22 protein-coding genes are annotated in these 19,145 nt (G+C 69.7%); 12 read left to right on the top strand and 10 right to left on the bottom strand.

Going from position 1 to position 19,145, the window contains the following annotated elements; translation table 11 throughout:
• Window position 1: 1 nt before the first annotated feature.
• From ABD197_RS08215 to pdhA, 3 genes are read right to left on the bottom strand one after another with little or no spacing between them, the layout of a single operon-like run.
• On the bottom strand, window positions 2–1,378 hold the full coding sequence (locus ABD197_RS08215) for a dihydrolipoamide acetyltransferase family protein (RefSeq protein ID WP_344053414.1): 1,377 nt from the start codon (window positions 1,376–1,378) through the stop codon (window positions 2–4).
• On the bottom strand, window positions 1,375–2,391 hold the full coding sequence (locus tag ABD197_RS08210; protein ID WP_344053412.1) for an alpha-ketoacid dehydrogenase subunit beta: 1,017 nt from the start codon (window positions 2,389–2,391) through the stop codon (window positions 1,375–1,377). The genes ABD197_RS08215 and ABD197_RS08210 overlap by 4 nt, the downstream gene beginning before the upstream one ends.
• Window positions 2,388–3,527, bottom strand: a complete 1,140-nt coding sequence (gene pdhA, locus ABD197_RS08205) for a pyruvate dehydrogenase (acetyl-transferring) E1 component subunit alpha (RefSeq protein ID WP_425561005.1) — start codon at window positions 3,525–3,527, stop codon at window positions 2,388–2,390. The genes ABD197_RS08210 and pdhA overlap by 4 nt, the downstream gene beginning before the upstream one ends.
• A 166-nt stretch (window positions 3,528–3,693) precedes the next feature.
• Here pdhA and ABD197_RS08200 point away from each other — a divergent pair, with 166 nt between their 5' ends.
• On the top strand, window positions 3,694–4,167 hold the full coding sequence (locus tag ABD197_RS08200; RefSeq protein ID WP_344053410.1) for an Lrp/AsnC family transcriptional regulator: 474 nt from the start codon (window positions 3,694–3,696) through the stop codon (window positions 4,165–4,167).
• On the opposite strand, the gene ABD197_RS08195 is transcribed toward ABD197_RS08200, so the two are convergent.
• The gene (locus ABD197_RS08195; protein ID WP_344053408.1) at window positions 4,139–5,146 is read right to left on the bottom strand and encodes a DMT family transporter; all 1,008 of its coding nucleotides are present in this window, start codon (window positions 5,144–5,146) and stop codon (window positions 4,139–4,141) included. The two genes, ABD197_RS08200 and ABD197_RS08195, sit on opposite strands and share 29 nt — an antisense overlap.
• 80 nt (window positions 5,147–5,226) lie before the next feature.
• Between ABD197_RS08195 and ABD197_RS08190 the strand changes: the two genes are divergently transcribed.
• Window positions 5,227–5,781 carry a CGNR zinc finger domain-containing protein gene (locus tag ABD197_RS08190; protein ID WP_344055821.1) on the top strand — a complete coding sequence of 185 codons (555 nt, stop codon included), beginning with the start codon at window positions 5,227–5,229 and terminating at the stop codon, window positions 5,779–5,781.
• Here the strand turns inward: ABD197_RS08190 and ABD197_RS08185 are convergent.
• On the bottom strand, window positions 5,741–6,640 hold the full coding sequence (locus ABD197_RS08185; protein WP_344053407.1) for an alpha/beta fold hydrolase: 900 nt from the start codon (window positions 6,638–6,640) through the stop codon (window positions 5,741–5,743). The two genes, ABD197_RS08190 and ABD197_RS08185, sit on opposite strands and share 41 nt — an antisense overlap.
• Window positions 6,641–6,814: 174 nt before the next feature.
• Between ABD197_RS08185 and ABD197_RS08180 the strand changes: the two genes are divergently transcribed.
• A complete protein-coding gene (locus tag ABD197_RS08180) occupies window positions 6,815–7,504 on the top strand; it encodes an exonuclease domain-containing protein (RefSeq protein WP_344053406.1) in 690 nt (229 codons plus the stop codon).
• A gap of 61 nt (window positions 7,505–7,565) precedes the next feature.
• Here ABD197_RS08180 and ABD197_RS08175 read toward each other — a convergent pair whose 3' ends face one another.
• From ABD197_RS08175 to glgA, 3 genes are all read right to left on the bottom strand, one after another.
• Entirely contained in the window at window positions 7,566–7,826 is a 261-nt protein-coding gene (locus ABD197_RS08175; RefSeq protein ID WP_344053404.1) for a type B 50S ribosomal protein L31, read from the bottom strand.
• A gap of 111 nt (window positions 7,827–7,937) precedes the next feature.
• The gene (locus tag ABD197_RS08170) at window positions 7,938–8,723 is read right to left on the bottom strand and encodes an ABC transporter ATP-binding protein (protein WP_344053403.1); all 786 of its coding nucleotides are present in this window, start codon (window positions 8,721–8,723) and stop codon (window positions 7,938–7,940) included.
• A 10-nt stretch (window positions 8,724–8,733) separates the two neighbouring features.
• Window positions 8,734–9,927: a glycogen synthase gene (gene glgA / locus ABD197_RS08165; RefSeq protein ID WP_344053402.1), complete on the bottom strand. Its 1,194-nt coding sequence runs from the start codon at window positions 9,925–9,927 to the stop codon at window positions 8,734–8,736.
• Between the two features lie 46 nt (window positions 9,928–9,973).
• On the opposite strand from glgA, the gene glgC reads away from it, so the two are divergent.
• From glgC to ABD197_RS08150, 3 genes are read left to right on the top strand one after another with little or no spacing between them, the layout of a single operon-like run.
• The gene (gene glgC / locus ABD197_RS08160; protein ID WP_344053401.1) at window positions 9,974–11,218 is read left to right on the top strand and encodes a glucose-1-phosphate adenylyltransferase; all 1,245 of its coding nucleotides are present in this window, start codon (window positions 9,974–9,976) and stop codon (window positions 11,216–11,218) included.
• Window positions 11,219–11,249: 31 nt separating this feature from the next.
• On the top strand, window positions 11,250–11,891 hold the full coding sequence (gene serB / locus ABD197_RS08155; protein WP_344053400.1) for a phosphoserine phosphatase SerB: 642 nt from the start codon (window positions 11,250–11,252) through the stop codon (window positions 11,889–11,891).
• A gap of 32 nt (window positions 11,892–11,923) precedes the next feature.
• The gene (locus ABD197_RS08150; RefSeq protein WP_344053399.1) at window positions 11,924–12,619 is read left to right on the top strand and encodes an alpha/beta fold hydrolase; all 696 of its coding nucleotides are present in this window, start codon (window positions 11,924–11,926) and stop codon (window positions 12,617–12,619) included.
• Window positions 12,620–12,643: 24 nt separating this feature from the next.
• On the opposite strand, the gene fabG is transcribed toward ABD197_RS08150, so the two are convergent.
• On the bottom strand, window positions 12,644–13,354 hold the full coding sequence (gene fabG, locus ABD197_RS08145; RefSeq protein ID WP_344053396.1) for a 3-oxoacyl-ACP reductase FabG: 711 nt from the start codon (window positions 13,352–13,354) through the stop codon (window positions 12,644–12,646).
• A gap of 113 nt (window positions 13,355–13,467) precedes the next feature.
• Between fabG and ABD197_RS08140 the strand changes: the two genes are divergently transcribed.
• The 4 genes from ABD197_RS08140 to ABD197_RS08125 all read left to right on the top strand — a co-directional run bounded on the left by ABD197_RS08140 (window position 13,468) and on the right by ABD197_RS08125 (window position 15,519).
• Window positions 13,468–13,974 carry a DUF4190 domain-containing protein gene (locus ABD197_RS08140; RefSeq protein WP_344053394.1) on the top strand — a complete coding sequence of 169 codons (507 nt, stop codon included), beginning with the start codon at window positions 13,468–13,470 and terminating at the stop codon, window positions 13,972–13,974.
• Window positions 13,975–14,045: 71 nt separating this feature from the next.
• Window positions 14,046–14,420 (top strand): DUF3099 domain-containing protein, encoded by a 375-nt coding sequence (locus ABD197_RS08135; RefSeq protein WP_344053392.1) that lies wholly within the window; start codon window positions 14,046–14,048, stop codon window positions 14,418–14,420.
• A gap of 38 nt (window positions 14,421–14,458) precedes the next feature.
• Complete coding sequence (locus ABD197_RS08130) at window positions 14,459–14,662, top strand: hypothetical protein (protein WP_344055820.1); 204 nt, start codon at window positions 14,459–14,461, stop codon at window positions 14,660–14,662.
• The gene (locus ABD197_RS08125; protein ID WP_344053390.1) at window positions 14,659–15,519 is read left to right on the top strand and encodes an SURF1 family cytochrome oxidase biogenesis protein; all 861 of its coding nucleotides are present in this window, start codon (window positions 14,659–14,661) and stop codon (window positions 15,517–15,519) included. The genes ABD197_RS08130 and ABD197_RS08125 overlap by 4 nt, the downstream gene beginning before the upstream one ends.
• Before the next feature lie 9 nt (window positions 15,520–15,528).
• On the opposite strand, the gene ABD197_RS08120 is transcribed toward ABD197_RS08125, so the two are convergent.
• Window positions 15,529–17,127, bottom strand: a complete 1,599-nt coding sequence (locus ABD197_RS08120) for an ABC-F family ATP-binding cassette domain-containing protein (protein ID WP_344053387.1) — start codon at window positions 17,125–17,127, stop codon at window positions 15,529–15,531.
• Window positions 17,128–17,327: 200 nt separating this feature from the next.
• On the opposite strand from ABD197_RS08120, the gene ABD197_RS08115 reads away from it, so the two are divergent.
• Window positions 17,328–17,960 carry a biotin transporter BioY gene (locus tag ABD197_RS08115; protein ID WP_344053385.1) on the top strand — a complete coding sequence of 211 codons (633 nt, stop codon included), beginning with the start codon at window positions 17,328–17,330 and terminating at the stop codon, window positions 17,958–17,960.
• A 116-nt stretch (window positions 17,961–18,076) separates the two neighbouring features.
• Complete coding sequence (locus ABD197_RS08110) at window positions 18,077–19,129, top strand: iron-siderophore ABC transporter substrate-binding protein (protein ID WP_344053383.1); 1,053 nt, start codon at window positions 18,077–18,079, stop codon at window positions 19,127–19,129.
• Window positions 19,130–19,145 lie beyond the last annotated feature (16 nt).

The raw sequence follows: 19,145 nt of genomic DNA, 5'->3' as shown, positions 1-19,145 counted from the left end.
GTCAGCGCAGCAGCATCGCCCGCCCCGGCTCCTGCAAGACGTCCGCGACGTCGCGCAGGAACTTCGCCCCCTGCTCGCCGTCGACCAGACGGTGATCGAACGACAGACTCAGCGTCATCACGTCGCGGAGCGCGATCTCGCCCCGGTGCTCCCACGGCTGGCGGCGCACCGCGCCCAACGCGAGGATGCCCGCCTCCCCGGGGTTCAGGATCGGGGTCCCGGCGTCCACACCGAACACGCCGACGTTCGTGATGGAGAAGGTGCCGCCGCTCATCGCACTCGGCGGCGTCTTTCCCGAACGCGCGGTCTGCGCGAGAGCGCCGATCTCGTCCGCGAGCTGCACGAGCGTCATCCCGTCGGCGTCGCGGATGTTCGGCACGACGAGTCCGCGCTCGGTCGCGGCGGCGATGCCGAGGTTCACGTAGTGATGCTGGACGATCTCGCCGTGCTCGGCATCCCACCGCGAATTCAGGCTCGGGTGATGGGCCAGGGCGAGGCAGACGGCCTTGGCCGCGATCGCCATCACCCCGATGCGATGATCCTGCAGGGCGCGGTCCGCGCGCAGCGATGAGATGAGCTCGCTCGTGGCGGTCACGTCCACGGTCAGGAACGTCGTCACGTGCGGCGCGGTGAAGGCGCTGCGCACCATCGCGTCCGCGGTGTGTTTGCGCACTCCGCGGATCGGGAGGCGAGTGGTGCGCTCGTGAGCGACGCCGGGGTCGCTCGACGGCGCGGTCCGCACCTGCGTCGGCGCGGGCGCCGCGGACAGCTTCGCGGCGTATTCCTCCACGTCGGACCGGGTGATGATCCCGGTCCGGCCGGTCGGGTTCACCAGCGCCAGATCGACGCCCAGCTTCTTCGCCAGGGCCCGCACGGGCGGGGTCGAGCGCGGACGCTCGCGCAGCGCTTCGATGTGGTCGTGCATCGTGATGGCGTCGTGCGGCGCGGCCTCGAGGACCGCGGTGTCCGCGGCCGGGCGCGCTGCGGCCCCGGCTCTCGCCCGCCGCTGCGGCCGGGCGCTGCCGCGAGGGGCGGCGCCGTAGCCGACGAGGTTCGGTTGCGCCTTCTCCTCCGCGGTCTCCGTCTGCGCGGGCTCGTCGGCGCGGACCGGCGGGGCGGCGGGCGCGGATGCCGTCTCTCCCGCGACGTCGAAGGTGATCAGGACCGACCCCACCTCGACGACGTCTCCGGCCGCGGCGTGCAGTCCGGTGACGACCCCCGCATATGGCGACGGCAGTTCCACGACGGCTTTCGCGGTCTCGACCTCGGCGATCGTCTGGTTCAGGGCCACCGTGTCGCCTTCGGCGACGAGCCACTGCACGAGCTCCGCCTCGGGAAGCCCTTCGCCCAGGTCGGGCAGCCGGAAGTCGGTGCTCATGAGCCCGCCTCCGCCGTCGTCAGGCTGTTCGGCCGATCGAGCACCCGGTCCACGGCATCCAGAATGCGGTCCAGGTCGGGCAGATGGTGCTTCTCGAGCTTCGCCGGCGGATAGGGGATGTCGAAGCCGGTGACGCGCACGGGCGGTGCCTCGAGATAGTGGAAGCACTGCTCGGTGACGCTCGCGATGAGCTCCGCACCGACGCCCGCCTCACGCGCCGCTTCGTGCGTGACGACGACGCGGCCGGTCTTGCGGACCGACGCGGTGACGGTGCGGTAGTCGACCGGCGAGATCGAGCGCAGATCGATCACTTCGATCGAGACGCCCTCATCCTCCGCCGCGGTGGCGGCATCGAGCGCAGTGGCGACCTGCGCGCCGTACGTGAGCAGCGTCACGTCCTCGCCCTCGCGAGCGACGCGGGCGACCCCCATCGGCGGCGCGTCCGCGACGTCCATGTCGAGGTCGACCTCGCCCTTCTGGTGGTACAGCCGCTTGGGCTCGAAGTACACCACCGGATCGTCCGAGGCGATGGCCTGACGAAGCATCACGTAAGCGTCCTGCGGGTTGGAGACCGCGACGACGCGCAGTCCGGAGGTGTGCACGAAGTATGCCTCGGGCGATTCGGAGTGGTGCTCCGCGGCGCCCACGCCGCCGGCCCAGGGGATGCGGATCGTGATCGGCATCGTGACGTTGCCCTGCGTCCGATAGTGCAGCTTCGCCACTTGGCACACGATCTGGTCGAACGCCGGATAGACGAAACCGTCGAACTGGATCTCCACGACGGGCCGGAATCCGCGGAACGCCAGGCCCACCGCCGTACCCATGATCCCGGCCTCCGCCAGCGGAGTGTCGATCACCCGCTTGGCGCCGAACTCGTCCAGGAGGCCGTCGGTGATGCGGAACACGCCGCCGAGCTTGCCGATGTCCTCCCCCATGACGAGGACCCGGGGGTCATCGGCCATCGCCCGCCGCAGACCTTCGTTGATGGACTTCGCCATCGTGAGCTGGGTCATCGCGCCTCACCTCCGGCGACGGCATCCGAGAAGCTCCCGAGATAGGCAGCGAAGTCGGCGCGCTGCGCGTCCAGGCCGACGTGCGGCTCGGCGTAGACGTGATCGAGGATCTCGATCGGCTCCTTCGTGCGGGCGTTCAGCGTCGCGGCGCGGACCTCCGCACCCCAGCGGTCGGCCTCGGCCGCCACATCGCGGGCGAACTCGTCCGAGAACTCGTCGCGGCGCCGCAGCAATGCCTCCACGCGAGCGAGCGGGTCCCGGCGGCGCCAGCGCTCGACCTCATCCTTGTCGCGGTAGCGCGTGGGGTCGTCCGAGGTCGTGTGCGGACCCATCCGGTACGTCACCGCCTCGAGGAAGACGGGGCCGTTCCCGGTGCGCGCGTGGTCGGTGGCCCATCGCATCGCCGCGAGGCACGCGAGCACGTCATTGCCGTCGACCCGCAGACTCGGGATGCCGAACCCCGGTGCGCGCCCGGCGATCGGGAACTTCGCCTGCACGGTGACCGGCTCGGAGATCGCCCACTGGTTGTTCGTGCAGACGAAGACGACGGGAGCACGGAAGGAAGAGGCGAAGACCATGGCCTCGTTCACGTCGCCCTGGCTCGTCGCACCGTCGCCGAAGTACGCCGCCGCCACCTGATCGGTGCCGTCGAACGTGATGCCCATCCCGTAGCCGACGGCGTGCAGAGCCTGGGCGCCGATGATGATCTGCGGCGTGGCGGTGTTGAGGTCGTACGGGTTGTAGGTCGAGTGCGCCTCCCCGCGCCACGCGAGCACGAAATCTGCGGGCGCAGCGCCGCGGACGAAGCCGACGCCGATCTCGCGGTAGCTGGGGAAGACGAAGTCATCGGCACGGAACGCCCGGGCGGTGCCGACCTGGGTGGCCTCCTGCCCCTGGCAGGGCGCCCAGAGTCCGAGCTGCCCCTGGCGCTGCAGGGCGACGCCCTCGGTGTCGATCCGTCGGACCACGGTCATGTCGCGGTACAGGCCCCGAAGGGCTTCGGCGTCGACGTCGGCGACCCACGGGTCGAGCTCGCGATCGGCGAGGCGCTCACCGTCGGGGGTGATCAGACGTGCCACGTCGTCCGTGTCGGTGGCGTGATCGGCGGTCGGGCTCAGGGTGTGCATCATCGTCATCCCTCGTCGTTGCGGACCGCCCTCGTGAGGTGATCCGGCGCGGATCGTCGGCGGCGTCGCCGACGAGGCCGACAGTACGTCCGTTTTGCACCTAGCTCAAGCATTGACGATCAGATTGAGCATGTTGCGTAGCCTGACGAGGGTGGGCCTGCTAATCTTCCACACTATGACCAGCGTGGACCATGTCGACCTCGAGCTTCTCGCCGCCCTCGCGGCCGATCCCCGCGCGACCGTCGTCGCCCTGTCCGAGCGTCTGCGGATGTCGCGCAACACGGTGCAGGCGCGCATGGCGCGTCTCGAGCGGACCGGGGTCTTCCTCTCCTACGAACGCGCGATCTCGGCCCGGGCGCTGGGCTACCCCATCGAGGCCTTCGTGAGCGTCACGGTCCGCCAGGCCGAGCTGCCGCGCATCACCGCTGAGCTCGCTCACATCCCTGAAGTCGTGCAGGCCCACGGCCTCAGCGGACCGGTCGATCTGCTCGTGCGCGTCGTGTGCCGGGACACGCAGCACCTGTTCGACACCGACGCCCGCATCCTCTCCATCGAGGGGGTGGAGCGGACCGAGACCTCGCTCGTCATGGGCGAGGTCATCGACTACCGCGTGACTCCGCTCATGGAGCTGGCACGACGGGAAGCGTAGGGGCCTCGTCCTCGCCCTTCGGCGGAAGCCCGGTCGCCTTCGCGTCCGCGCGCACGAGCACCACGCCGACGAGGATGAGCGCTCCGCCCGCGAACTGGATGGGAGCGGGCACCTCGGCGAGGAACAGCCACGCGAAACCGAGCGCGAACAGCACTTCCGACAGGCCGACGAAGGACGCCACCCGCGAGCCGATACGCGGCACCGCCATGACGCCGAACGCATAGCCGACCGTCGTCGCGACCGCGGCGACCCACAGCAGTGGCACGAACCAGGGCACCTCGACTCCGGCGAGGACGACCGAGACGGGCGGCGCGGCGAACGGCATCGCGCCGGTGAGGCACAAGACCGCCATGACCGCCGCGCCGACCAGCAGTCCCCCGGCGGCCAGCGCCAGCGGCGGAAGATCACCGCCAGCCCGCTCGGAGATCACGAAGTAGACGCACACGCACACCGCGGCGGCCAGGGCGAGCAGCGTCCCGAGGAGATCGAACGACGCCCCGGAGATGTCGACGACGAGCACGAGCCCGACGATCGCGACCGCCGACCCTCCGAGGACCAGAGCAGACGGCGCCCGGCGGGTGCGGAGCCACACGTACGCCACGAGCATGACCGGGGCGAGGTACTGGATGAGCAGGGCGACCGCAACCGGCATCCGCTGCATCGCCGAGAAGAAGAAGAGCTGGCAGCCGAGGACCGGGATCAGGCCGAACGCCACGATCAGCATCCAATGGCGACGGAGGAACCCCGGCTGGTGCCGCACGGCGCGCACGAGTGCGGGCGAGAGCACGAGACCGGCAACGCCCATCCGGACGAGCAGTGCGGCGCCGAGGGACCAGCCGGCCTCGAGGAGAGGCTTGATGAACGGGCCGCTCGAGGAGAACGCCAGGGCGGACAAGACGGCGAGAACGAGCCCCGATGTGCTCACTCGGTGGACAGCCGTCGCGGAGACGATCGGGATCGATGCGGTGGGTGCGGCCATGGGAATCCGACTGTCTACGTGTCAGGAGTGTACGGTGCGTACACTGGTGACACTAGCGTTCCCCGATGTCAGGAGTCAACATGGTGTTCATCCGTGACACCGAGCAGTCCCTCCGCGCCGCTGTCTACCTCGTGAACACCCTGCCCGGATTCGACGGCGAGGACACCCTGCAGACATCCGAGGAGTTCGAGGCGTACCTCGCGATCAATCCCTACACCGGCGAGATCCGGCGGGATCAGGCCGAGATCGACGCCGTGCGCGCGATCCGTCCGCGGCTGCGGCGCCTGTGGGACGTCGACCGCGACGGCGCCGTGCCGCTGGTCAACGAGATGCTGGCCGACGGCCGCGCACTCCCCCGCCTCGTCCGGCACGGAGGCTACGACTGGCATATCCACGCGACATCCGACGACGCCCCGCTGGCGACCCGCATCCTCGTCGAAGCCGCCATGGCCTTCGTGGACGTGATCCGCTCCGACGAGTACGACCGCGTGCGCACATGCTCGGCCGACGACTGCGAATCGGTCTACGTCGACTATTCGCGCAACGGCTCGAAGCGCTACTGCGACACCGGCAACTGCGGCAACCGCATGAACGTCATCGCCTACCGGGAGCGGAAGGCGAAAGAAAGCGCCTGATCGCCTCGGCGGCCGGCTGCGGCGTCTCGTAGTGGATGAGATGGCCCACGTCCGGGATCTCGATCAGCTCGGCATCCGAGAACAGCGTCGCCAGGTGCCTCTCCGCCTCGATCGGCGTGATGTCGTCGCGCATCGCTGCGATCAGCAGCGTCGGCTGGGTGATCCGCGGGGCGAACTCGCGGACGTCGTGCGAGACGGAGGCGACGAAGGCGTCGTGCAGGACGTCGCGGTCCGCGAAGCGCGAGAAGTACGTGTCGTGCTGGTCGTGGATGAAGCGGCGCAGCTCGGCGTCTCGCGTCTTGGCCATCGACACGCTCATCACGCGGACGATCGCGCCGTTGCGCAGCAGAGCGTCACCCGCCCGCTGCGGCAGCCGCGCGCCCGCCCAGTAATAGAAGACGGCGAGCCGGGTGAGGATGCCGCGCGGACCTTCCAGCGCCGGAGCGCCGATCGGGTTGACGAGGATCACTTTCGGGGTCGAAAGCCCCTCCGCCACGGCGGATGCCACGACGATCGAGCCGAACGAATGCCCGAGGATCACCGCACCGGGCGCGACGTTCTCGGCGAAGGCCTTCAGCCACTCGGTGTAGGCGGCCAGGTCGTGCCGGCGCCCCGGCAGCGGCGGCGTCTCACCGAAACCGGGGAGGTCCGGCGAGATGATCCGGATGCCGTCGAGGTGCGCGACGACGGGCTCGAGGCCGTGGTGCTCGCCGCGGAAGCCGTGGACCGCGATCACGGTGGTGTCGCTGTCCGGCGACCCGTAGGTCCAGTACGCCGTCGTACCGCCGAGCACGTCCACCTCCGCGCGCTGGACCTCCATCGCGTCGAGGAGGTCGGCGTATGGGTTGGCGGCGGGCACCGTCCGAGTCTACGAGGCCGCTCGGTCCGACCTCTGCGCGTCCGCGAGTGCGCAGGATCGCATCGATGTGCGAAATGACGGATGCGGAGGCCGGGAAGTCTCCGTCATCGCGCACATCTCCGTCATCCTGCGCGCTTCACGCCGGTGTCGGTGGTGGCGCATACCGTCACGAGCATGGAATGGACGCGCGTGATCGGAGTCTTCGACCTCGAAACGACCGGAGTCGATGTGGAGCACGATCGCATCGTCACGGCGCACGTCGGCCTGCTCGACGCGGACGGCACCGCGATCCTGGCGCGCGACTGGATCGCCGACCCCGGAATCGAGATCCCGGCCGCCGCCACCGCGGTGCACGGCATCACGACGGCGCACGCACGGGCGGTCGGAGCTCCCGCCGAGGAAGTGGTGGAGCAGGTCGCCGAGACGCTCCGCGCCTTGCTGGACGCCGGCATCCCCGTCGTGGCGTACAACGCGTCCTATGACTTCTCCCTGCTCGCGCACGAAGCCCGCCGGCACGCGATCGCACCTCTGGAGGATCCCTCCCCGGTGATCGACCCCCTCGTGATCGACAAGGCCTACGACCGATATCGGCGCGGCAAGCGGACGCTGGCCGCCGTCGCCGCGCATTACGCAGTGCCCCTGGACGGGGCGCACGACGCGTCCGCGGACGCCGTCGCCGCGGGACGCCTCGCGCAGGCGCTGGCGCGTCGGTTCGCCGAGCTCCTTCCTGCGCGCGCCGACGTTCTGCACACCCACCAGATCGGCTGGGCCCGCGCACAGGCCGACAGCCTCACGGAGTACTTCGTGAGGATCGGGCGACTTGACCCGGAAACGCACCTGGACGGGTCGTGGCCCGTCCGCTGACGCGGTCTTCCGCGCACGCGAAAGGCCCCGCCGAAGCGGGGCCTTTCTCAGCGGACGAGCGTCAGTTGCGCGAGCCTCCGCCGAAGTTCTTGAAGCGCTGGTTGAACTTCTCGACGCGCCCGGCCGAGTCCATGATGCGCTGCTTGCCCGTGTAGAACGGGTGCGACGCGGACGAGATCTCGACGTCGATGACGGGGTACTCCACGCCGTCGAGCTCGATCGTCTTGTCGGAGCTGACCGTCGAACGGGTCAGGAAGGTCTCGCCCGAGCCGAGGTCGCGGAACACGACCGCCTTGTAGTCGGGGTGGATGTCAGTCTTCATGGTGATCCTCTAGGGAGAGTGCACTGGATTTTGCCAGGGCGTGAAAATCTGCGGTGCGAATGCACCAAGGGTCTATGCTATCAGCCCGTCGGCCTCGCGCAGAATCGCCGGTCAGGCACTCGCACGAGCCGCGTACCGACCGTCGGCCGCGGTGAGGGCGATCGGCACGCCGAACGTCTCGGACAGGTTCTCCGCCGTGAGCGCCTCCGCCAGCGGCCCGGCGGCGACGACGCGGCCCTCGCGCAGCAGCAGGACATGCGTGAAGCCCACCGGGATCTCCTCCACATGGTGCGTCACCATCACCATCGCGGGCGTCGTGGGGGCCTGCGCGTAGCCGCTCAGCAGGGTCAGCAGCTCTTCGCGCGCGCCGAGATCGAGACTCGCCGCGGGCTCGTCGAGCAGGAGGAGCTCGGGATCCGTCATGATCGCCCGCGCGATCTGGACGCGCTTCTGCTCGCCGTCGGACAGCGTGCCGAAAGTGCGGTCGGCGAGGTGGTCCAGTCGCCATTCGGCCAGCACCCGCAGCGCGCGACGCTCGTCGATGTCCTCGTACGCCTCGTTCCAGCGTCCGACGACCGAGTACGCGGCGGTGAGGACGACGTTCAGAACCGTCTCCTCCGCGGGCACGCGCTTGGCCATCGCGCTCGAGGCGAACCCGATGCGGGGCCGGAGCTCGAAGACGTCCGTCCGCCCGAGCTGCTCCCCCAGGATCGTGACGCGACCCGAAGTCGGGTGGACGAGCGTGTCGGCCAGCTGCAGCACGGTCGTCTTGCCCGCGCCGTTCGGCCCGAGGATCACCCAGCGCTGATCGTCTTCCACCGACCACTCGAGGTGGTCCACGATGTCCCGGGCACTTCGGCGGACGACGACGTCGGAGAACTCGAGCACCTGCGGCATGCGCTCCACCCTATCCGCGGATGCCGCTCACCTCTGCGTACAGCGCCGCCGTGGCGTCCGCGATCGAGGCCCAGCTGAAATCGTTCGCCGCCCGTTCGCGGCCGGCGGCGCCGTACGCGGCGGCGCGCTCCGGGTCGCTCACGACCTCGGTGAGCACGCGCGCGAGGTCGGCGACGTATCGATCGGGGTCCAGCGGCGTCCCTGTGCCGTCCTGCACCTGCTCGATCGGCACGAGCCGGCCGGTGACGCCGTCCACGACGACTTCCGGAATGCCGCCGGTCGCCGTCCCGACCACCGCGGCACCGCACGCCATCGCCTCGAGGTTCACGATGCCGAGCGGCTCGTAGATCGACGGGCAGACGAAAGTCGTGGCAGCGGTCAGCACCGCGCACAGTTCGTCGCGCGGCAGCATCCGCTCGATCCACACCACCCCGTCACGCGTCTCCTGCAGGCGGCGGACGAGACCCTGGACCTCCTCCATGATCTGGGGGGTGTCCGGCGCGCCCGCGCACAGGATGACCTGCACATCCGGCGGCAGGAGCTCCGCGGCTCGGAGGAAATAGGGCAGGCCCTTCTGCCGGGTGATCCGGCCGACGAAGACGACCGACGGCCGGGCCGGGTCGATCCCGAGCTCCGCGAGGAGTCCGGGATTCTCCACCGGCCGCCAGGCGTCCACATCGATGCCGTTGTAGATCACGCGCACCTTCGCCGGGTCGAGGTCGGGGTAGCTGCGCAGGATGTCGGTGCGCATGCCGTCGCTGACCGCCACGATCGCCGCCGCGCCCTCGTAGGCCGTCTTCTCGATGTAGCTGGAAACGGCGTAGCCCCCACCCAGCTGCTCGGCCTTCCACGGCCGGAGGGGCTCGAGACTGTGCGCCGTGACGATGTGCGGGATGCCGTGCAGAAGGCCCGCGAGATGGCCGGCGAAGTTCGCGTACCAGGTGTGGCTGTGCACGACGTCCGCGCCGGCGATGTCCGACACGATCTCCAGATCGGTGCCGAGCGTCTGGATCGCGCCGTTCGCCGACTGCAGTTCTGCGGGCACGCCGTACGCGGTCGTGCCCTGCTCGGCGCGAGGCGCGCCGAACGCGCGAACCTGCACGTCCATCCGCTCGCGGAGCGCGCGGACCAGCTCGGTCACATGCACTCCCGCGCCGCCGTAGATCTCCGGCGGATATTCCTTGGTGACGATGTCGACTCGCATGTCAACACGCTAGTCCCCGGGTCGAATCGCGGCATAGGGTTGGGCCATGCCTACGACGCCGAAGGTCTTCGGAATCATCCTCGCCGGTGGCGAGGGCAAGCGACTCATGCCCCTCACGGCGGATCGGGCCAAGCCCGCGGTGCCGTTCGGAGGGCAGTACCGCCTGATCGACTTCGCGATATCGAATCTCATCAATTCGGGCCTGAGACAGCTCGTCGTGCTGACGCAGTACAAGTCGCACAGCCTCGACCGCCACATCTCGCAGACCTGGCGCATGTCGCCTCTGCTGGACTCGTACGTCGCCTCGGTGCCGGCCCAGCAGCGACTGGGCAAGCGCTGGTTCTCCGGCTCGGCGGACGCCATTCTGCAGAGCCTCAACCTGATCAACGACGAGAAGCCCGACATCGTCATCGTGATCGGCGCCGATCACGTGTACCGCATGGACTTCCGTCAGATGCTCGCCGCGCACATCGACTCCGGTGCCCGCGCCACGGTGGCCGGCATCCGTCAGCCACTGGCCCTGGCCAATCAGTTCGGCGTGATCGACGTCGACGAGAAGGACCCCGGGAAGATCCGGGAGTTCCTGGAGAAGCCGCAGGACGCCAAGGGCCTCGCCGACGCTCCGCACGAAGTGCTCGCCTCGATGGGCAACTACATCTTCGACACCGACGCGCTGATCGAGGCCGTCGAGTCGGACGGCGAGCTCCCCACCTCGAACCACGACATGGGCGGCGACATCATCCCCTACTTCGTGGGTCGCGGCGAGGCGGGCGTGTACGACATGAAGCGCAACGATGTGCCGGGATCCACCGATCGCGACCGCGACTACTGGCGCGACGTGGGGACGATCGACTCGTTCTTCGACGCTCACATGGACCTGATCTCGACGCTGCCGATCTTCAACCTGTACAACACGGACTGGCCCATCCACTCGCAGACCGTGAACTCTCCGCCGGCCAAGTTCGTGCGCGACTCGGTGGGACGCATCGGCAACGCGATCGACTCGGTGGTCTCGCTCGGCTCGGTGCTGTCCGGGACCCATCTCGAGCGCAGTGTCGTGGGCCCGTGGACGCTCGCGGGGGGCGGATCGACGATCACCGACTCGGTGCTGTTCGACCACGTGCGCGTCGGGCAGGGTGCGCGCATCCATCGCGCGATCCTCGACAAGAACGTCGTCCTCGCGGACGGCGCGACGGTCGGGGTCGATCGCGAGCGCGACATCGCCCGGGGCTTCACGGTCACCGACAGCGGGCTGACCGTCGTCGGCAAGGGCATCCGCGTCGACGCCTGAGCCGGCGCCGCGCGGACGCTACCGTGGAGTCGTGCCTCCCACGCCTGCCCGGTTCCTCGTCGTGCTCGACGCCGACTCCACTCTCATCCGCAACGAGGTCATCGAGCTGATCGCCGATGAGGCGGGGCGCGGCGGCGAAGTGGCGGCGGCGACCGAAGCGGCGATGCGCGGTGAGGTGGACTTCGCGACGAGCCTGCGCTCGCGCGTGCAGGCGCTCACCGGCGTGTCGACGTCCGCGTTCGCCCGCGTGCTGTCGCGGATCGAGCCGACGCCCGGTGTCCGCGAGCTGATCGACGAGGTCCACGCGCGAGGAGGATCGGTGGGTGTCGTCTCCGGCGGCTTCCACGAGATCCTCGATTCGGTCGCCCCGGCGCTCGGAGTGGACCGGTGGCGCGCGAACCGGCTCGCCACGCACGACGGCGTTCTGACGGGGGCCGTCGAAGGCGCGATCGTGGATGCCGAGGCAAAGGCCGACGCGCTGCAGGAGTGGGCGGATGCAGAGCGTGTCCCTGTGCAGCGCACGATCGCGATCGGCGACGGTGCGAACGATCTGCGCATGATGGCGGTCGCGGGCCTCGGACTCGCCTTCAACGCGAAGCCGGCCGTGCGAGCGCGAGCCGATCTCGTGATCGCGCGCGTCGACCTGCGCGAGGTGATCCCGCTCCTGCCCTGAGCGATGTCGGATGACGGGAGTAGGTTTCCGGAATGAACATCATCCTCGTTCCGGGCCTCTGGCTCGACGCCTCGTCATGGGACGCCGTGGTCCCTGCTCTCGAACGATCCGGTCACTCCGTGCACGCCCTGACGATGCCCGGTGTCGGGGTGCCGGCCGCGCAGTCCGATCGGATCGGCATTGCGGACTGGGTGGACGCGGTCGTCGACGAGATCGATCGATCGTCGGGGCTCGTGGTCCTCGTCGGGCACAGCGGCGGCGGCAATGTGGTGTACGGCGCCGCGGACGCACGGCCCGAGCGTGTCGCGCGCATCGTGTTCGTCGACACCTTCCCGCCGGGAGACGGCGGGTCGATCTGGGAGTTCCCCGTCGTCGACGGCGTCATTCCGTTCCCCGGCTGGGACTTCTTCGAGGACCAGGAGATCGCCGATCTCGACGAGCCGACCCGCGCCCGCGTGGCGGCCACCGCGAAGACGGTTCCGGCGCTCGTACCGACGGATCCGCTGCGCCTGCACGACGAGCGACGGCGGAGGGTGCCGGTGACGATGCTCACCGGCACGGTTCCGGCTGCGGAGATCCGCGACATCATCGCGTCGGCACCGGACTGGGCTGAAGAGCTCGCGGCCGTGCAGGATCTCGACATCGTCGAACTGCACTCCGGTCACTGGCCGCAGTTCTCGCAGCCCGACAACCTCGCCGCAGAGATCGTCAGCGCTGCCGGTCGTTGACGCTGCCGGTCGTTGGCGGCCGGGTCAGTGCCCCATGCCCAGTCCGCCGTCCACGGGGATCACGGCGCCCGAGATGTACGCCGCATCGTCCGAAGCGAGCCAGGCGACCACACCGGCGACCTCGTCGGTGGTCGCGAACCGGCCGGCGGGGATGCTCTTCTTGTAGTCGGCCTGCACCTGCTCGGGCAGCGACGCGGTCATGTCGGACTCGATGAAGCCGGGCGCCACGACGTTCGCGGTGATTCCGCGCGCGCCCAGCTCGCGCGTGAGGGATCGCGCGAAGCCGACGAGCGCGCTCTTGGACGAGGCGTAGTTGATCTGCCCGGCCGACCCGTAGAGCCCGACGACGCTCGAGATGAGGATGACGCGTCCCCAGCGCGCGCGGAGCATGCCCTTCGCCGCCCGCTTGACGACGCGGAAGGACCCGCCGAGGTTCGTGGCGACGACGCTGTCGAAGTCGTCCTCGCTCATACGCAGCAGGAGCGTGTCCTTCGTGATGCCGGCGTTCGCCACGACGATCTCCACCGGACCGAGTGCCGCCTCGACCTCGGTGAACGCGGCATCGAGTGCGGCGGCATCCGTCACGTCGGCCCGCACGGTGAGCGTGCCTTCCGGCCCCTCGCCGGAGCGCACGGTGACGGCGACGCGGTAGCCGTCCGCGACGAAGCGCTCGGCGATCGCGCGACCGATGCCGCGGTTGCCGCCGGTGACGAGGACGACGCGTTCATTCGACATGTGAGGACTCCCGGATGCGGCGAGGACGTGGACCGCACCAGCCTAGTCGCGCGCGGTTTGACACCCCCGGCCCGCACTGGGACGCTGGGAGTGACCCGATGAAAGGCACGCCCGTGAGCGACACGAACCCCGACGGCACCACTCCCGGTCAGGCCGGCGTACCGCCCGTGCCGCCGGCGCCGAGCGCGGCACCCACCGCCCCGCCCGCCTACGTGCCCCAGGCTCCGCAGCCGCCCTCGTACGGCGCCGCGCCGGCATACGGCTCCGCTCCGGCGCCCTCCTACGGCACGGCCCCCGCCTACGGCCCCGGCGCCGGTTACGCACCCGCACCCTACGGTGCGTACGCCCCGGTGAAGACGAACACGCTCGCGGTCATCTCGATGATCGCCTCGATCGTCGGCTTCATCTGGATCCTTCCGTTCATCGGATCGCTGGGCGGCGTCATCATGGGGCACATCTCGCTGAAGCAGATCGCGACGTCCGGCGAGAAGGGCCGCGGCATGGCCCTGGCGGGACTGATCGTCGGCTACGCCGGTCTCGCGCTGTTCGTGATCGGCGTCATCGCGTTCTTCGCCTTCTTCGCGTTCGCCGCTTCGCAGGGTGTGCGCTACAGCAGCTGAGCCGAAATCGGCCCAGCGATCCGGGCTGAACCGGCCGACCCCCCTCGCAGCGGGCGTACCCTGGTCTCACCGTGAAGACCACGCCGAAGCCCCAGTCCGCGACATCGTTGCCGGAAGCACCGCGCGACGACGAACATCGTCGTTCCAGCCGGTATCTCGTGATGATGGGCATCCGCATCGCGTGCTTCATCCTGATGGTCGTGGTGACGCCGTACAGCTGGTACACGTGGGTGTTCGCGGCCGGCGCCATCGTGATCCCGTACATCGCCGTCGTCGTGGCGAACGTCGGTCCGGACACCGCGCGCACCGAGGTGATCCGTCCCGAGCGGGCACTGCCGTCAGCCCCGACGCCGCAGCCGACGCCGAGCTCGGACGGGGCGCCGCCGGTTCTGCGCATCCAGGAGACCCGCTCGATCGACGAACGCCGCCCGGGCGCCCCGGAGTGACCGTCGCGCGCCCCGACGCGCGAGAGGTCGCACCCCGAGTGGACTGCTCACGAGCCGGCTGCCGGGAAGCGGCGCGATGGCGCGTGGAATGGCGCAACCCGCGGATCCACGCCGCGGACCGTCGCAAAGTCTGGGTCGCGTGCGACGATCACCGTGAGTTCTTGAGGGATTATCTCGCCGCGCGGGACTTCCCCGTCGCAGTCTTCCCGCTCGAGACCGGCGGAGCGGAGGCGCTGTCATGAGCGGGCGGCGGGATGCCGCTCCCGCGGCGGTGCGGTGGACCGCGTACGTCGCCGTGGCGATCGTCTTCGCGATCGCGTGCGGCTTCCTGTCGAACTGGCAGTTCACCCGGAATGCCGACCGATCGGCGCAGCTGGAGCTCGTGGATCGCAACTACGACGCCGACCCCGTTCCGCTGGCCGAAGTGATCCCCGAGGGGGGCGCACTGGACCCCGCCGACGAGTGGCGCCCGGTCGCGCTCGAGGGCGAGTACCTCGCCGGACAGCAGCTGCTGGTCCGCAACCGGCCACACGGCGGGACCGCCGCGTTCGAAGTGCTCGTGCCGTTCCGCCTCGACGACGGCCGCGTGCTGCTGATCGACCGGGGCTGGGTCCGACCGGGTGAGTCTCAGCCGCTGCCCGACACCGTGCCCGCGCCCCCCGAGGGCGAGGTCACGGTCATCGCGCGGCTGCGGCCCGCCGAGGCGGTGCCCGCATCCGGGCGCTCGGCACCGGACGGGCAGGTCCCCTCGATCACGCCCGGCCTCGTCGCCGCGCAGACCGGTCTGGACGGGGCGCTCGAGCGCAGCGCCTACGGCGTGATGGTGACCGAGGACCCGGCGCCGGCGACGCGTCCGGAAGCACTCACGGCGCCGTCGGATGACCCCGGGCCCTACTTGTCCTACGCGATCCAGTGGATTCTCTTCGCCGTCATGGGCTTCGTCTTCATCGGCTATGTGATCCGCACCGAGCGGCGCCACCGGCGCGAGGATGCCGAAGACCGAGCGAAGGGCGTCGAGCCGCGTGAGCGGAAACCCGCCCGCCGGACGGACCGCGACATGGAGGAAGAGGACTCGATCCTGGACGGCGCCGGGCGCTGACGCACGACCTCAGGCGAGCGAGATGAGTTCCTGGTACTCGCGGTTCCAGAGGTCCTCGACGCCGTCGGGGAGGATGAGCACCCGCTCCGGATTCAGCGCCTCCACGGCACCCTCGTCGTGCGAGACGAGCACAACCGCTCCCTCGTAGTGGGCGAGTGCCCCGAGGATCTCTTCCCGGGATGCCGGGTCGAGGTTGTTCGTGGGCTCGTCGAGCAGCAGCATGTTGGCCGAGGAGACCACGAGCGTCGCGAGCGACAGGCGCGTCTTCTCTCCGCCGGAGAGGACGCCGGCGGGCTTGAGCACATCGTCGCCGGTGAACAGGAACGAGCCGAGCACCTTCCGCGCCTCGGTCGCGCTGATGTCGGGAGCGGCGGACATCATGTTCTCGAGCACCGACCGCGAGACGTCGAGGTTCTCGTGCTCCTGCGCGTAGTACCCGATCTTCAGCCCGTGGCCGGGCTCGAGCTGCCCGGTGTCGGGCTGGTCGACGCCGGCGAGGATCCGCAGCAGCGTGGTCTTGCCGGCACCGTTCAGACCCAGCACGACGACTTTCGATCCGCGGTCGATCGCGAGGTCGACATCGGTGAAGATCTCGAGCGAGCCGTACGACTTGGACAGACCCGACGCCATGAGCGGCGTCTTGCCGCAGGGGGCGGGCTTGGGGAAGCGGAGCTTGGCGACCCGCTCGACCTGGCGCACCTCGTCCAGGCCGGACAGCATCTTCTCGGCGCGGGCCACCATCTGGTGCGCGGCCGCGGCCTTGGACGCCTTCGCGCCGAACCGGGCCGCCTGCAGCTGGAGCTGGGAGGCCTTCTTCTCGACGTTGACGCGCTCCTTCTTGCGGCGCTCCTCGTCGGCCACCCGCTGGCGCAGGTAGTTCTTCCAGTTCATGTTGTAGACGTCGATGACCTGGCGGTTCGCGTCGAGGTAGAAGACGCGGTTCACGGTCTCCCCCACGAGCTCGACGTCGTGACTGATCACGATGAGCCCGCCCTTGTAGTTCTTCAGGAACTCGCGCAGCCACACGACGCTGTCCGCGTCGAGGTGGTTCGTCGGTTCATCCAGGATCATCGATTCGGCATCCGAGAAGAGGATGCGCGCGAGCTCGATCCGGCGGCGTTGGCCACCCGAGAGGGTCTTCAGCGGCTGGTCGAGGATGCGGTCCGGAAGCGAGAGGTTGTGCGCGATCGACGCGGCCTCCGCCTCCGCGGTGTATCCGCCGAGCGCCTCGAAACGTTCGGTCAGACTGCTGTAGCGCTTCATCGCCTTCGCGGCGACAGCCGGGTCGTCGTCACCCATCTGCATCGACGCCTCGTGCATGCCGATCGCAAGGGTGCCGAGGCCGCGCGCGTCGAGGATGCGCGTACGGGCCAGCATCTCGGGATCGCCCGTCCGGGGGTCCTGCGGGAGATATCCGAGCTCTCCGGACCGGTCGACGCGGCCGGCGGCGGGCAGCAGGTCTCCCGCGAGGACCTTCGTCAGCGTCGTCTTGCCGGCGCCGTTGCGGCCGACGAGCCCGACCTTGTCGCCGTTGCTGACGCGGAACGAGACGTCCGCCATGAGCACGCGGGCGCCCACGCGGATCTCGAGGTCGTGCACGGCGAGCACAGCGAAGGTCCGTTTCGTCGAAGTGGAGGATGGCCGAGTGGCCGACATCCCAGTCTACCGGCCACGAATACTGCACGACACCGACAAAGAGCGGGGCAGACATAGTGGACGGCATCCAAGAAGTGCCGCGATCGCTCCCCTACGCTGAAAATCAGCGGCCCGCGCCGCTTCCCACCGTCGTCCCCCTGCAGAGGAGCGCCATGTCCGTCGCCGCCATCCCCACCCGTCGCGTGCTCGCCGACTTCATCGCCCGCCCCTCCACCCGCGCGCGGGCGTTCGCTCTGGATGCCGCACTCGTGCTGACCGGGGCCGCGGTGGTCGCCGCGCTCGCCCAGGTCGAGATCCCGCTGTGGCCGGTCCCGATCACGGGCCAGACGCTCGGTGTCATCATCGTGGGCGCTTCGCTCGGCGCATGGCGCGGAGCCGCCGCACTGACGACCTACATGGCTCTGGGCCTCGCCGGCCTGCCGATCTTCGCCGGGTTCACCGGCTCGCTCGCGGCGGTCGCCAAGCCCAGCTTCGGGTTCGTGATCGGCTTCATCGTCTCCGCTTTCGTCGCCGGATGGTTCGCCGAGCGCGCGTGGGACCGCCGCCCGCTCCTCGCGTTCGCCGGGTTCGCCCTGGCGAGCACAGTCCCCTTCGTCTTCGGCATCCCGTACCTCGCGTACGTCCTGAACGTCGGGATGGGTCTGGACCTGACCTTCTGGCAGATCCTCGAGGCGGGGCTCTTCCCGTTCATCGTCGGCGGAATCGTGAAGGCGGCCCTCGCGGCGCTCATCGTCCCGGGCGCCTGGGCCCTGGTCCGGCGGATCGACGCCACCAAGCGGAGCTGATCCGCGGGCGGATTCGGGTTCCGGGGTCCGGTTCGGTAATGTGCTGGGTAATGTAAGGCTTACCTAACAAGTCTTGCACCACACCCTGCCGACACCCGACTCATCCGGAGTACCCCGTGCCTCGCACCCGCATCGCCCCGTCATCCGCCAAGGTCGCCGCCGCGACGATCCTCACCGCCGCCACCGTTCTGCTGGTCACCGGCTGCGCGTCCGACACGAGCGGATCCTCCGCCGGAGGAACCGCGGCGGCAGAGGACGGCGCGTTCCCCGTCACGATCGAGCACGCGTTCGGGCAGACCACGATCGAGTCGCAGCCCGAGCGTGTCGCCGCCGTCGCGTGGGGGAACCACGAGGTGCCGCTCGCGCTCGGCGTGGTCCCGGTCGGCATGAGCAAGGCGACATGGGGCGACGACGACGGCGACGGCGTGCTCCCGTGGGTGGAGGACCAGCTGACCGAGCTCGGTGCCGAGACCCCCGTCCTGTTCGACGAGACGGACGGGATCGATTTCGAGGCCGTGGCCGACACCGAGCCCGACGTCATCCTCGCCTCGTACTCGGGCCTGACACAGGAGGAGTACGACACGCTCTCCAAGATCGCGCCCGTCGTGGCGTACCCCGAGGTCGCGTGGGGAACGTCCTACCAGGACATGATCCGCATGAACTCCGCCGCGATCGGGCTCTCCGAGGAAGGCGACGCGCTGATCGAGGACCTCGAGGCGCAGGTGCAGACCGCGCTGGACGCGAACGCCGAACTCGCCGACGGGAAGGTGCTCTTCTCCTATCTCGATCCGTCCGACCTCAGCCAGGTCGGCTTCTACACCAGCCTGGACACCCGTCCCGGGTTCCTGGCGAGCCTCGGTCTGCCCGAGCCCGAGATCGTGACCGAGGAGTCGGCGGGGACCGACCTGTTCTACGTGACCGTGAGCGCCGAGCAGGCCGACCGGTTCTCGGACGTCGACGTGTTCGTCACGTACGGCGATCCCGACGGCGCGATCATCGAGCAGCTGCAGGCCGACCCCCTGCTCTCGCAGATCCCCGCCATCGCCGAAGGGCGCATCGCGGTGCTCGAGAACTCGACTCCGCTCGCGGCATCGGCCAACCCCTCGCCGCTCTCGATCGGCTGGGGAATCGACGAGTACTTCGCGCTGCTCGCCGGCGCGCTGCGCTGATCCGCCGCACGATCGA

Source organism: Microbacterium lacus, assembly GCF_039531105.1.
Lineage (GTDB): Bacteria > Actinomycetota > Actinomycetes > Actinomycetales > Microbacteriaceae > Microbacterium > Microbacterium lacus.
This window is presented reverse-complemented; position numbering and strand designations above follow the sequence as displayed.